Origin of the sequence: Pseudomonas sp. BO3-4, from assembly GCF_034044115.1 — a bacterium.
GTDB lineage: Bacteria > Pseudomonadota > Gammaproteobacteria > Pseudomonadales > Pseudomonadaceae > Aquipseudomonas > Aquipseudomonas alloputida.
In genome coordinates this window covers 5,668,710-5,680,754 of sequence record NZ_CP139018.1, presented here as the reverse complement: position 1 = coordinate 5,680,754, position 12,045 = coordinate 5,668,710, and the positions used below count along the sequence as shown (strand labels likewise).

General features: G+C 58.4%; 10 protein-coding genes and 2 tRNA genes. 8 read left to right on the top strand and 4 right to left on the bottom strand.

The annotated features are described in order from the left end of the window. Positions 1–134: 134 nt before the first annotated feature. Positions 135–1,115 carry an IS5-like element ISPst5 family transposase gene (locus REH59_RS26060; RefSeq protein WP_014851864.1) on the top strand — a complete coding sequence of 327 codons (981 nt, stop codon included), beginning with the start codon at positions 135–137 and terminating at the stop codon, positions 1,113–1,115. A 161-nt stretch (positions 1,116–1,276) separates the two neighbouring features. Here REH59_RS26060 and REH59_RS26055 read toward each other — a convergent pair. Together REH59_RS26055 and REH59_RS26050 are read right to left on the bottom strand one after the other, a co-directional pair. Further along, a tRNA-Leu gene (locus tag REH59_RS26055) sits at positions 1,277–1,363 on the bottom strand. Between the two features lie 88 nt (positions 1,364–1,451). Next, positions 1,452–1,538, bottom strand: a tRNA-Leu gene (locus REH59_RS26050). A 272-nt stretch (positions 1,539–1,810) separates the two neighbouring features. Between REH59_RS26050 and rnr the strand changes: the two genes are divergently transcribed. From rnr to dnaB, 7 genes are all read left to right on the top strand, one after another. Then, positions 1,811–4,384, top strand: coding sequence for a ribonuclease R (gene rnr, locus REH59_RS26045; protein WP_003249552.1), 2,574 nt, complete (start codon positions 1,811–1,813; stop codon positions 4,382–4,384). Continuing rightward, positions 4,381–5,127, top strand: coding sequence for a 23S rRNA (guanosine(2251)-2'-O)-methyltransferase RlmB (rlmB, locus tag REH59_RS26040; protein WP_003249554.1), 747 nt, complete (start codon positions 4,381–4,383; stop codon positions 5,125–5,127). The genes rnr and rlmB overlap by 4 nt, the downstream gene beginning before the upstream one ends. 289 nt (positions 5,128–5,416) lie before the next feature. Further along, the gene (gene rpsF, locus REH59_RS26035) at positions 5,417–5,842 is read left to right on the top strand and encodes a 30S ribosomal protein S6 (protein WP_003249557.1); all 426 of its coding nucleotides are present in this window, start codon (positions 5,417–5,419) and stop codon (positions 5,840–5,842) included. 28 nt (positions 5,843–5,870) lie between these two features. Then, entirely contained in the window at positions 5,871–6,101 is a 231-nt protein-coding gene (gene rpsR, locus REH59_RS26030) for a 30S ribosomal protein S18 (RefSeq protein WP_003249563.1), read from the top strand. 33 nt (positions 6,102–6,134) lie between these two features. Then, positions 6,135–6,998 carry a hypothetical protein gene (locus REH59_RS26025; protein ID WP_012053856.1) on the top strand — a complete coding sequence of 288 codons (864 nt, stop codon included), beginning with the start codon at positions 6,135–6,137 and terminating at the stop codon, positions 6,996–6,998. A gap of 20 nt (positions 6,999–7,018) precedes the next feature. Beyond that, positions 7,019–7,465, top strand: coding sequence for a 50S ribosomal protein L9 (rplI, locus tag REH59_RS26020; RefSeq protein ID WP_003249568.1), 447 nt, complete (start codon positions 7,019–7,021; stop codon positions 7,463–7,465). A gap of 113 nt (positions 7,466–7,578) precedes the next feature. Next, positions 7,579–8,976, top strand: a complete 1,398-nt coding sequence (gene dnaB / locus REH59_RS26015) for a replicative DNA helicase (protein WP_003249571.1) — start codon at positions 7,579–7,581, stop codon at positions 8,974–8,976. 24 nt (positions 8,977–9,000) lie between these two features. Here the strand turns inward: dnaB and REH59_RS26010 are convergent, their stop codons facing one another. Then, a complete protein-coding gene (locus REH59_RS26010) occupies positions 9,001–10,656 on the bottom strand; it encodes an ATP-binding cassette domain-containing protein (protein ID WP_104886987.1) in 1,656 nt (551 codons plus the stop codon). 1 nt (position 10,657) lies between these two features. Next, positions 10,658–11,812: a YcaO-like family protein gene (locus REH59_RS26005; protein WP_014860420.1), complete on the bottom strand. Its 1,155-nt coding sequence runs from the start codon at positions 11,810–11,812 to the stop codon at positions 10,658–10,660. Positions 11,813–12,045: the final 233 nt, after the last annotated feature.

Genomic DNA, 12,045 nt, shown 5'->3' with positions numbered 1-12,045 from the left:
TACGACGTGCGCGTATCGGGGGAGGGGGCACAAAAAACGCAGGCAAGAAAAAACCCACTAGCAAGCTAGGGATGGTCTGAAAAAGACTTCCCGAATCTGGTGAAATACGCCGATCCCGTTGCCCGAGTTTCCCGATGAAGCAAATGACCTTCGCCGACGCCGAGTACGCCGGCAAGCGCAAGCAGACCCGCAAAGAGTTGTTCCTGATCGAGATGGATCAGGTGGTGCCGTGGAAGGGTTTGATTGCCCTGATCGAGCCGCACTACCCCAAGGGTGAAGGTGGTCGTCCGGCGTATCAGCTGATGGCGATGCTGCGCGTACATTTGATGCAGAACTGGTTCGGCTACAGCGATCCGGCGATGGAGGAGGCGCTGTACGAGACCACAATCTTGCGCCAGTTTGCCGGGCTGAACCTAGAGCGTATTCCCGACGAAACCACCATCCTCAATTTCCGTCGCCTGCTGGAGAAGCACGAGTTGGCGGCCGGGATTCTGGCGGTGATCAATGGTTACCTGGGCGATCGGGGCCTGTCGCTGCGCCAGGGCACCATCGTCGATGCCACGCTGATCCATGCGCCGAGTTCGACCAAGAACAAGGACGGTAAGCGTGACCCGCAAATGCACCAGACCAAGAAGGGCAATCAGTATTACTTCGGGATGAAGGCCCACATCGGCGCGGATGCTGAGTCTGGCCTGGTGCACAGCGTGGTGGGGACGGCAGCCAACGTTGCTGACGTTACCCAGGTCGACAAACTGCTGCATGGAAAGGAAAACATGGTCGGCGCCGACGCGGGTTACACCGGCGTAGAGAAACGCCCGGAACATGAAGGCCGGGAGGTGATCTGGCAGATTGCGGCCCGCCGCAGTACGTACAAGAAGCTGAGTAAGCGCAGTGCGCTGTACAAAGCCAAGCGCAAGATCGAGAAATCCAAGGCCCAGGTGCGCGCCAAAGTCGAGCACCCGTTCCGGGTGATCAAGCGCCAATTCGGCTACGTGAAGACACGCTTCCGTGGCCTGGCGAAGAACACCGCGCAGTTGGTGACACTGTTCGCGCTGTCGAACCTGTGGATGGCGCGCCGACATTTGCTGACGAATGCAGGAGAGGTGCGTCTGTAATGCGGGAAATGGCCGGCGCGAGGTGCTCGCGCCGGCTATAAATCCGGAAAGAGGGGATGATTTGATCGTTTTTTAGCCGAATCACCGTTTTGAAATCGGCAAGGGCTGGAGTCAGCCAGAAATACCTGACTACTTCAGATCATCCCTAGTGGGTTTTTGTATGGTGCCCAGGAGAAGACTCGAACTTCCACGACCTTGCGGTCACTGATACCTGAAACCAGCGCGTCTACCAATTCCGCCACCTGGGCAAAGCTTTACATCATCTGCAGAAGGCGACTATCGTTCGCTTTCACACAGTAGTAACAGATCCTTGGTCATCTGCTACTTGAAAATACTTGGTGCCCAGGAGAAGACTCGAACTTCCACGACCTTGCGGTCACTGATACCTGAAACCAGCGCGTCTACCAATTCCGCCACCTGGGCACACATTCGAGGTTACTTGATGCTTTACAGCGTCGTTCATCTCTACTACAACTTCGGGGTTGTCCGTCGTTGTGGTGCGCACTATACGGATGCTCCCCAAAGCTGTAAAGCCCCCAATCGAAAAAAAATTCAAAAAATTCAACTTGTTGATTCCACAAGCCTATTTCTGCTGTTTATGCACTGCAGCGGGGGCTGTCCAAGGCAGACATTTCCGGTTTCAATACGCCTATGCCAGAATTCCTATCTATATACCCCAAGGTGAACCCCTTCTGATGGCCGATTGGCAATCCCTCGATCCCGAGGCCGCTCGCGAAGCGGAAAAATACGACAACCCCATTCCCAGCCGTGAGCTGATCCTGCAGCGTCTCGCCGACCGAGGCGAACCTGCTGCCCGCGAGGAGCTGGCAAAAGAGTTCGGTCTGTATGAAGAAGACCAGATCGAAGCCCTGCGCCGCCGCCTGCGTGCCATGGAGCGTGATGGCCAGCTTATCTATACCCGGCGCGGCACTTATGCCCCGGTAGACAAGCTGGACCTGATCTGTGGTCGCGTCTCCGGCCACCGCGACGGCTTCGGCTTCCTTATTCCCGATGACGGCAGCGAAGACCTGTTCCTCAGCCCGTCGCAGATGCGACTGGTGTTCGACGGCGACCGTGGCCTGGCCCGCGTCTCCGGTGTCGACCGCCGTGGCCGCCGTGAAGGCGTGCTGGTCGAAGTCATCTCCCGTGCCCACGAAAGCGTGGTCGGCCGCTATTTCGAAGAAGGCGGCATCGGTTACGTAACCCCGGACAACCCGAAGATCCAGCAGGAAGTGCTGGTGACCGCCGGGCGTAACGGCGGTGCCAAGATCGGCCAGTTCGTCGAGATCAAGATCACCCACTGGCCAACGCCGCGCTTCCAGCCGCAAGGCGATGTGGTCGAGGTCATCGGTAACTACATGGCGCCGGGCATGGAAATCGACGTTGCCCTGCGCAGCTACGACATTCCGCACGTCTGGCCCAATGATGTGGTCAAGGAGGCACGCAAGTTCCGCTCCGAAGTCGAGGAGAAGGACAAAGAGAAGCGTGTCGACCTGCGCCATCTGCCGTTCGTCACCATCGACGGTGAAGACGCCCGCGACTTCGACGATGCCGTTTATTGCGAACCGCTGGGCAAGCTGCGTCTGTTCTCCGGTGGCTGGCGCCTGTACGTGGCCATCGCTGACGTGTCCAGCTACGTGCGTCTGGGCTCTGCCCTGGATGTCGAAGCCCAGCAGCGCGGCAACTCGGTTTACTTCCCCGAGCGCGTGGTGCCGATGCTCCCCGAAGAGCTGTCCAACGGCCTGTGCTCGCTGAACCCGCATGTCGACCGGTTGGCCATGGTCTGTGAAATGACCATGAACAAAGCCGGCCAGATGGTCGACTACCAGTTCTACGAAGGCGTGATCCACTCCCATGCCCGCCTGACCTACAACAAGGTCAGCAGCATGCTCGAGCACTCGCGTACCCGTGAGGGCAAGGCGCTGCGCGAGGAATACAAGGAAGTCGTGCCCGACCTGAAGAACCTGTACAACCTGTACAAGGTGCTGGTGGAGGCACGTCACACACGTGGCGCCATCGACTTCGAAACCCAGGAAACCCGCATCATCTTCGGCGACGAGCGCAAGATCGCCGAAATCCGCCCGACCGTGCGCAACGATGCTCACAAGCTGATCGAGGAATGCATGCTGGCGGCCAACGTGGCCACCGCCGAGTTCCTGCAGAAGCACGGCGTACCGGCCCTGTACCGCGTGCACGACGGCCCGCCGCCGGAGCGCCTGGAAAAACTGCGCGCCTTCCTCGGCGAGCTGGGCCTGAGCCTGCACAAGGGCAAGGACCCGTCGCCGAAGGATTACCAGGCCCTGCTGGCGAGCATTGCCGGTCGCCCGGACTTCCACCTGATCCAGACGGTGATGCTGCGCTCGCTGAGCCAGGCCGTGTACAGCACCGAGAACAACGGCCACTTCGGCCTGAACTACGAGGCGTACACCCACTTCACCTCGCCGATCCGTCGTTACCCGGACCTGCTGGTGCATCGCGCCATCCGCAGCATCATCCGCTCCAAGGTCGATACCCCGCACGTCAAGCGTGCCGGCGCCATGAGCATTCCCAAGGCGCGTATCTACCCGTACGACGAAAACACCCTGGAGCAACTCGGCGAGCAGTGCTCGATGACCGAGCGCCGGGCCGACGAAGCCACCCGTGACGTGGTCAACTGGCTCAAGTGCGAGTTCATGAAAGATCGCGTGGGCGAGACCTTCCCGGGTGTGATCACGGCGGTGACCGGTTTCGGCCTGTTCGTCGAGCTGACCGATATCTATGTAGAGGGCCTGGTGCACGTCAGTGCGTTGCCAGGTGACTACTACCACTTCGACCCGGTACACCATCGCCTGGCTGGCGAGCGCACCGGTCGCAGCTTCCGCTTGGGCGACACCATCGAAGTCAAGGTCATGCGTGTTGATCTGGATGAGCGCAAGATCGACTTCGAAGTGTCGGAAAAGACCCTTGCCGCACCGATCGGCCGCAAGCAGCGTGGCGCCGCGCCGGTTGCCGAAAAAGCCGAGCAGCAGCCGGCAACCGAAGCGAAAGCCACGCCCAAGCCGCGCAGCCGCAAGAGCGAAGCGTCCGAAGCGTACTTCCCCAAGGATGCTGTGCAGCGTAACGCTGAAGTGCGCAAAAGCCGCGAGATGAAGAAAGCGCTGATGACCGACGCGCGCAGCAGTGCTGGCAGCAAATCGGAGAAAGGTGGCAAGCCGTCCGGCAAACCGACCAAGCACCGTAAAGGCCCGCCGAAGTCCGGCGCACCACGCAAAAACAAGAGCAATTCATGAGTCAGCTGGAAAAAATCTACGGCGTACACGCCGTGCAGGCATTGCTGCAGCATCATCCAAAGCGGGTCAAGCAGATCTGGCTGTCGGAAGGGCGCAGCGAGCCACGCCTCGAAACCTTGCTGGCGCTGGCCGCGGAAAACCGCGTGCCGGTCGGCCAGGCCGAGCGCCGTGAGATGGATGCCTGGGTCGAAGGCGTGCACCAAGGCGTTGTAGCCGAGGTCAGTCCGAGCCAGGTGTGGGGCGAGCTGATGCTCGAAGAGCTGCTTGAGCGCACAGAAACGCCGCCGCTGATCCTGGTGCTGGACGGCGTGACCGACCCGCACAACCTCGGTGCTTGTTTGCGTACCGCGGATGCGGCTGGTGCCACGGCAGTGATCGTGCCCAAGGACAAATCCGCAACGTTGACGCCGGTTGTGCGAAAGGTGGCTTGTGGTGCGGCAGAAGTCATTCCGCTGGTGGCTGTGACCAACCTGGCGCGTACGCTTGAGAAGTTGCAGCAGCGTGGCCTGTGGGTAGTGGGTACCGCTGGCGAGGCCGAGCAGGAGATCTACCAGCAAGACCTGACCGGGCCACTGGTGATGATCATGGGGGCGGAAGGCAAGGGCATGCGTCGGCTCACCCGTGAGCATTGCGACTTCCTGGTGAAGTTGCCGATGGCAGGTAGCGTCAGCAGCCTTAACGTGTCGGTGGCGACCGGGGTTTGCCTGTTCGAAGCCGTGCGTCAGCGCCAGGCCAAGCGCTGATTCTCAGCCTGTTCCGGCCTCTTCGCGGGTGAACCCGCTCCTACAGGGTGATTGCGTTCCCCTGTAGGAGCGGGTTTACCCGCGAAAGGGCCCGCAGCCTGTGAATATGTTTCAGGCTGTTCAAATATTCACCAATCACCTTGCTTGTGCGCCCCGGCTTCTCTACAATTGCGCCCCTTGCCGAGCTGGCAGGCGCTCATGTGCCTCCCCTCCGTGCAAGACATACAGTGTCATTCACTCCTTGTCTGACCAGATTCACTGGCAGACTACTAACCCGTAAGGAGCATTCATGCGTCATTACGAAATCATCTTCCTGGTTCACCCGGACCAGAGCGAACAAGTCGGCGGCATGGTTGAGCGTTACACCAAGCTGATCGAAGAAGATGGTGGCAAAATCCACCGCCTGGAAGACTGGGGCCGTCGTCAACTGGCCTACGCAATCAACAATGTTCACAAGGCTCACTACGTGATGCTGAACGTTGAATGCACCGGCAAGGCCCTGGCCGAGCTGGAAGACAACTTCCGCTACAACGATGCCGTTATCCGTAACCTGGTCATCCGTCGCGACGAAGCCGTTACCGGCCAGTCCGAGATGCTGAAGGCTGAAGAGAACCGCAGCGAGCGCCGTGAGCGTCGCGAGCGTCCTGAGCATGCTGACTCCGCCGAAGGCGACGACAGCAATGACAGCGACTCCAGCGATAACGCTGACGAGTAATCCACGGACCTTTAGAGGAGCCTATTAAATGGCACGTTTCTTCCGTCGTCGTAAATTCTGCCGCTTCACTGCTGAAGACGTGAAAGAGATCGACTTCAAAGATCTCAACACCCTGAAAGCTTACGTATCCGAAACCGGCAAGATCGTTCCAAGCCGTATCACCGGTACCAAAGCTCGTTATCAGCGTCAGCTGGCTACCGCTATCAAGCGCGCCCGCTTCCTGGCCCTGCTGCCCTACACCGACAGCCACGGCCGCTGAGACCGGGTCGTCGACAAGCAGTAAGGGATTAGCATGCGAGCGTTAGCAAGTTTCATCATGCGCGGTCGTGTGCAGGCCACCCTGGTGGTGGTCATCAGCGCGGTACTGCCGCTGCTGTTCTGGTTGAGTGCCGCTGCCGGCAGCCTTGTGCTGCTGCGGCGTGGGTTCAAGGATGCTACATCGGTCATCGCCGGCGGCTTGCTGGCCGGGCTGGCCGTGTGGGTCATGGGCGATCCCATCACCTTTCTGGTGATTGCGGGTGCCTTGGCCCTGGCCGCCATGTTGCGTGCCGAGCATCCCTGGAGCCGGGTGTTGCTCGCCAGTGCCGTGTTCGCCGTGGCTTTCAGCCTCGTGCTTGATCTGGCGCTGGCGCAAACCTTCGATGTGCTGGCCAAGGCGTTTGCCGAAGCCATGCCGCAAATCGAAGGGCAACCGGTGCTCTCCGGTGAGCTGATCCGCCCTGTGCTGGTCGCTTCCACAGCAGTGACGGTGCAATTGTTCAGTGTGCTGGCGTTGATGCTGGCGCGCTATTGGCAGGCAGCGTTGTACAACCCTGGAGGCTTCGGTCGCGAGTTTCGCGAACTGAAGTTGCCGAAACAGACCATGGCGGTCTTGGTGGCAGTGATGGTGGTGGCGCCGTTTATCGGCCCGCAGTTCATCATCCTGGCATCGGCTTCCAGCCTGGTACTGGTGCTGGCCGGCATCGCCTTGATGCACGGGCTGGTGGCACAGGGCCGACTGGCCGGTTTCTGGCTGGTGGGGATGTACGTGACGCTACCGCTGATCATGCAGCTGATTTATCCGTTGCTGATGGTTTTGGCCATTGTCGACAGCCTGATTGATTTTCGCGGTCGCAAGTCCCCTCCGGGGAAAGACTCCGCGAACGGTGAAGGTTAAAAGTTAAGAGGTTTTACCAAATGGAACTGATCCTGCTGGAAAAAGTCGCTAACCTGGGCAACCTGGGCGACAAAGTAAAAGTTAAGGCTGGTTACGGCCGTAACTTCCTGCTGCCATTCGGCAAGGCCACCGTTGCCAACGCCGCCAACCTGGCTGCGTTCGAAGAGCGTCGTGCCGAGCTGGAAAAAGCAGCCGCTGACAAGAAAGCTTCGGCTGAAAGCCGCGCTGCCCAACTGGCCGAGCTGGAAGTGACCATCACTGCCACCGCTGGCGACGAAGGCAAGCTGTTCGGTTCGATCGGCACCCACGACATCGCTGACGCCCTGACCGCCTCCGGCGTTGAAGTGGCCAAGGCTGAAGTTCGTCTGCCGAACGGCACCATCCGTCAGGTTGGCGAATACGACGTAGCCGTGCACCTGCACAGCGACGTTGAAGCCACCGTACGCGTGGTCGTCGTAGCTGCCTAAGCTGCGCTAACTGGCTGGCTCCTTGCGAGTCAGGCGGTTAACATCGGGCACGGTCCTGTTTTCGACAGGCCGTGCCCTTTGTCTTTTTCATCCTCCAGAATTCTTTCGTGGCCATGAACGAGATCACCACCTCCGAACAGCTTGACCTGCAAACCGCAGCCCTGAAGGTACCGCCGCATTCCATCGAGGCCGAACAGGCCGTGCTCGGTGGCCTGATGCTGGACAACAATGCCTGGGAGCGGGTGCTGGACCAGGTGTCGGACGGCGATTTCTACCGGCATGACCACCGGCTGATCTTCCGCGCTGTGCACAAGTTGGCCGACGCCAACCAGCCATTCGATGTGGTGACCCTGCACGAGCAGTTGGACAAGGAAGGCCTGTCCTCGCAGATCGGCGGTTTGGCTTACCTGGCCGAGCTGGCCAAGAACACCCCTTCGGTGGCCAACATCAAGGCCTACGCCGCGATCATTCGCGAGCGGGCCACGTTGCGCCAGCTGATCAGCATCAGTACCGACATCGCCGACAACGCGTTCAACCCGCAGGGGCGCAACGCTGCCGAGATTCTCGACGATGCCGAACGGCAGATCTTCCAGATCGCCGAGGCACGGCCTAAAACCGGCGGCCCGGTGGGCGTCAACGAGCTGTTGACCATGGCCATCGACCGCATCGATACGCTGTTCAACTCCGACAGCGACATCACCGGTATTTCCACCGGGTACACCGATCTCGACGAAAAGACCAGCGGCCTGCAGGCGGCGGACTTGATCATCGTCGCCGGCCGTCCGTCGATGGGTAAGACCACCTTCGCCATGAACCTGGTGGAAAACGCCGTACTGCGGACCGACAAGGCGGTGCTGGTGTTCTCCCTCGAGATGCCTGGGGAGTCGCTGATCATGCGTATGCTTTCGTCTCTGGGTCGTATCGACCAGACCAAGGTCCGTTCCGGTCAGCTGGATGACGACGACTGGCCGCGCCTGACCTCGGCAGTGAACCTGCTCAACGACCGAAAATTGTTCATCGACGATACGGCGGGTATCAGCCCCTCGGAAATGCGCGCGCGTACCCGCCGCCTGGCCCGTGAGCATGGTGAAATCGCCATGATCATGGTCGACTACCTGCAGCTGATGCAGATTCCGGGGTCGGCCGGTGACAACCGTACCAACGAAATTTCCGAGATTTCCCGCTCGCTCAAGGCCCTGGCCAAGGAATTCAACTGCCCGGTCATTGCCCTTTCGCAGCTGAACCGCTCGCTGGAACAGCGCCCGAACAAACGCCCGGTGAACTCCGACTTGCGTGAATCCGGTGCAATCGAGCAGGACGCCGACGTGATCATGTTCGTGTACCGCGACGAGGTGTACCACCCCGAGACCGAGCACAAGGGCGTGGCGGAAATCATCATCGGCAAACAGCGTAACGGCCCCATCGGCTTCGTGCGTTTGGCGTTTATCGGCAAGTACACCCGGTTCGAGAACTTGGCGCCGGGGATGTACAACTTTGATGATGATGAATAACCCATTGAGCTAGCAAGGCCGCTCCTACAAGGTTTGTGGTGCGCCTGCTAGCTCTGAAATCTGAGCGATGTTCGTTTGCCCTTGGCTGATGATCCGCCCCTCGCTCAGGGTGATCACCCGGTCAAACCGCGACAGTGCGCTCTGATCATGCGTCACGCAAATCAGCCCTCGCCCTTTAAGTGCTTCGAACAACAGGTCCCAGGTACGCTCTGCCGACGCGGCATCGAGCCCGGCTGTGGGTTCGTCAAAGAAATTGAATTCCCCAGGCTGATTAAGAAGGCGTAGCAGCGTCAGCCTGCGTGCTTCGCCGCCCGATATCGATTCTGCGCGTGCATCCAGATCAAGTTCGTACCAGTCTTTGCTCAGGCCCAACCGTTCAAGCCATCGTTCGATTTGAGCGCGATCATGAGCTTGCTCGAACAGCACCGCGCGGGGCAGGGGGCCGGGTATGAAATGCGCATCCTGAGGGCAGAGTCGTAATCGACTGAATTGTTCACTAGCGTCGAGCGACGCCAGGCACCTGCCGTGCAGCTGCACATTCTTGCGCAACGGGAATATCGTTCCCGCCAGCGTATGCAGAAGTGTCGATTTACCACATCCGCTGGGCCCGATCAGTGCGACCCGTTCTCCTTTGTGCAGTACCAAGGGTTCTTCGATGTGAAGTTGTACAGTATCTCGAGCGCTCAACTGGCACGGGGCGATGCTTAGGCCAGCGTCCTTGTCTTGGGACTTCGCCTCAGTAGTGCATGCTGGGCCGAACGAGGGGAGCTGGAGCCAGTGTTCGAGTTTGCGTTTGTCTAGCCGAAACTGGTCTAGCAATCGCCAGGCCTCAGCAAGTTGCGCAACCCCTGCCAGCAATCCGCTCACCAAGGTGAAGAGAGCAACCAGCTCGCCCAGGCTCAATTGCGGTGTTGCCAGAGCCTGATCATGGATACCCCACATGAGCAAACCGCCACTGCCCAGGCCTATGAACAGGGTGCGCAGGCTCTGAATCCAACCCCCACTGTGAGCTACCTGCACTGCTGAGTCGGCATAGTGCGAAAGTGTCTGGTTGACCGGGAGCATTGCGGCATCCTCGGCCTTTTCCAGTTTGACCGTTGCCGCGCTGGCGAAGGTATCGACCCATTGTTCCGCCAGTTCATCCTCGCGCGCGTTCACTGCCTCGATATGTGGCCGGCGCCAGCGCACCAGGCGATCGTTGGCCCACAGGTAGGCCAGGCTCAAAGGGATGAGGCCGATCAATACCGAAGTAGCCCCCAGGTAAGCGAAGAGCGTTATCAGCACTGCAGCTTCGGCTAGCACCGGCCATGCCGAGCCAATCAGAAAGCCTAACCACCGCTCCTGTGCGGTAATGCCCCTATCCAGTACTTTTACCAGTGTTCCGCCATGGAGTTGTCCATAGGCCTCGAAGCGCTTGTCCAGCAATTCGCGGCACCAGCGGATGGAAAGTTGCTTCACGCGTTCCTGGCAAAGCCGCGCCAGGCACCAGGCTTGTAGAGGGGTCATTGAGGCTTGTAATGCGACAAGGCATATGAAGGCTCCTAGCAGAAGCTGGGAAGACGCGGCTGAGGTGGCCAGGTTGTCAATGATGTCGGCCAAGACTAGAGCAGGTACGACGGTCGCGATTTTCAGGAGCAGTGTCGCGCCGAGGGCGGCGAGAATTCCTCTATAGATTTGCATGTCATTGCCTTATGCCTTTGAGTGCACGCTGTGGCGCGACTGGAATACCTGATCTGATCAGGTGGAAGCGTTCAAGTCCGGGTATGAACACCTGAACAACCGTAGCGAGATTCGGGTGCTCATAAAGTGTGCGATAGAATGCGACCTTATTATGTTTTTCCAAGTTGATCAGTGTTCGCTTGACTTGCCCGCGCACGCTGAGATCGGTATGCGGAGGGTGAAAAGCGGGTACAGCATATGTGGGGCATGGGTGTATAAGTGCTGAAAGGCGGGTTGAATGAGTAAGCATTTTTTCAGCAGAGAGATCTTCTTGTTTTTCTGTGGCCCCAGAAAGCTGCTCGCACTGAATCTGTTCCGTTACGGCGCGGTACATTGCAATGGAGGGGTTGATGGAGCTGCCGGAGCCAATGCTGCTGAGTGAGCCTTCTTTTTTACTACGAGAAACAGCAATGCAAAATGGAACTTCGTAGAAGTCGTGCGTCAAGTATATTTCTAGTTTTTTGGCTCGGCGGAGAAGCTCGGTATCATGGGCAAATGTTTCTTCCAGAAAAGAACTCGAAGGTTGGTAAAGTTTGGGTGGGGAAGTCAGGCCACAAAGTGATAGGTAGTACATAGAAAGTGCGTGACGTTCGATAGCTTCATTGATGGCGTGGAGCAGAGCCTCGTTCTCCGTGCAGCCAAGTGCTGTACCAGAGTTGGTCGAATATTTGGAAAGAAAGCCCGCTGCAGTTTTTTCGATTTCATCAATGTTTCTGGAGGAAGGTGCTATCAATATCGCGGGAATGGCTATTTCGTCGTAGCTGTTCAATGCCTGAAGACTGAAATAAGGTATTCGGCAATCCGGGGGAATGGATTTTAGGAGCCAATCGTCAAATGGGGCTATCGATTGCAAAATTTGGTCGCTTTCGATGAGTGGTGGAGTGCTCTTGTCGACGAAGTAATGCTCTAGGCTCTCGGCAAGGGCTCCTAGTTCGCAATGTTCCCCTTTTCCTGCCCCGCAAGAAACTTCTTTGTAGGCGCTGTCGTATAAGTGGCATGTGGCGACCAGGCTACTCTTTTTTGATAGTGCTGTTTTCGATTGAAGCCCTAAGTGATGATGCAGCCTTGTCAGCCGGTTGTAGGCCTCTTCTATGTTCAGCTCGCGTTCGGTGATCATGTTCTGCTCCTTGGTAGAGCCAGAAGGGGCTAAGCCCCTTCTGGTTTGTCACTTACAGAAGGTTGAGAAATTCAACCTCGGACTCGGTGAATGTGTAGTTCATCACGCGTGGGATCTGCAGAGTGTGGATTTCAGAACGACGACGTCCCATGGCTAATGCTCCTATAGAGTTGGTTTGAGTGCGCCTTTCAGCGCGTCACTGTTGTAGCACTTGTTTTTTTTGGGGTTCAAGA

Bases quoted from the DNA above. Each gene is read 5' to 3' on its own strand.
- REH59_RS26060 (WP_014851864.1), top strand. From the start codon at position 135: ATGAAGCAAATGACCTTCGCCGACGCCGAGTACGCCGGCAAGCGCAAG.
- dnaB (WP_003249571.1), top strand. From the start codon at position 7,579: ATGAACGAGATCACCACCTCCGAACAGCTTGACCTGCAAACCGCAGCC.
- rlmB (WP_003249554.1), top strand. From the start codon at position 4,381: ATGAGTCAGCTGGAAAAAATCTACGGCGTACACGCCGTGCAGGCATTG.
- REH59_RS26025 (WP_012053856.1), top strand. From the start codon at position 6,135: ATGCGAGCGTTAGCAAGTTTCATCATGCGCGGTCGTGTGCAGGCCACC.
- rplI (WP_003249568.1), top strand. From the start codon at position 7,019: ATGGAACTGATCCTGCTGGAAAAAGTCGCTAACCTGGGCAACCTGGGC.
- rpsF (WP_003249557.1), top strand. From the start codon at position 5,417: ATGCGTCATTACGAAATCATCTTCCTGGTTCACCCGGACCAGAGCGAA.
- REH59_RS26010 (WP_104886987.1), bottom strand. From the start codon at position 10,656: ATGCAAATCTATAGAGGAATTCTCGCCGCCCTCGGCGCGACACTGCTC.
- rnr (WP_003249552.1), top strand. From the start codon at position 1,811: ATGGCCGATTGGCAATCCCTCGATCCCGAGGCCGCTCGCGAAGCGGAA.
- REH59_RS26005 (WP_014860420.1), bottom strand. From the start codon at position 11,812: ATGATCACCGAACGCGAGCTGAACATAGAAGAGGCCTACAACCGGCTG.
- rpsR (WP_003249563.1), top strand. From the start codon at position 5,871: ATGGCACGTTTCTTCCGTCGTCGTAAATTCTGCCGCTTCACTGCTGAA.